Here is a 601-nt window from a genome sequence, read left to right on the forward strand (position 1 = left end):
CCATGGACCATGTTTTTTAACGGGGTCATGAGCCACCAATAAGCTAACGGCCGCTCCCCTCCGGCAACAGACTACCAGCAAGCTGTTTCTGACCCCACAGGCGGACCCGATCCGCGACGGTTTTTTAACACATCGCGCTCCATGCGCGTGCGATCGAGCTCACGGCGCAGACGGGCAATCTCCGCCGCCTGATCAGCCGGAGAGGTCATCGGGGCCGAACTGGTCGCAGAACCCTTTGAGCCAGCCCTCGATCGAGGGCTACCGCCGTGCCCAACGGTCCGCCAGTTGCGCAGCATCGAGGGTGAAATTCCCAACTCTGTTGCGATTTGCATGAGGGGCCGACCGCTGCTTGCCAGAAGCGCCACAGCCTCCCGCTTGAATTCCGGTGTGAAGTCTCGCCTCGTCTTCGTCATCAAACACCTTTCTGCTCCACAGGAGCGTATCAGAGGTGTCCATCAAAGCGAGGGAGGATCAGGATGCCGGAGTTGAGGGCGTTCGAGAGGGCAAAGTCGATGATGCGCGACTTTGCCCCGAAGTAAACCGCCGGCTTGACCCGCTTGTCAGTCAGCTCCAGCAGGCGACTGCCGCGGCCTCCGGCCAG

At 61.1% G+C, this 601-nt stretch carries 2 pseudogenes; both read right to left on the reverse strand.

Annotated features, from left to right (window positions below):
- Positions 1–215: 215 nt before the first annotated feature.
- Positions 216–413: pseudogene (locus FS320_RS44800) on the reverse strand (transposase); the annotation flags it as partial.
- Between the two features lie 62 nt (positions 414–475).
- Positions 476–601 (reverse strand): annotated as a pseudogene (locus FS320_RS44805) (sugar phosphate nucleotidyltransferase); the annotation flags it as partial.

It is taken from the genome of Microvirga tunisiensis (assembly GCF_009296175.1).
Lineage (GTDB): Bacteria > Pseudomonadota > Alphaproteobacteria > Rhizobiales > Beijerinckiaceae > Microvirga > Microvirga tunisiensis.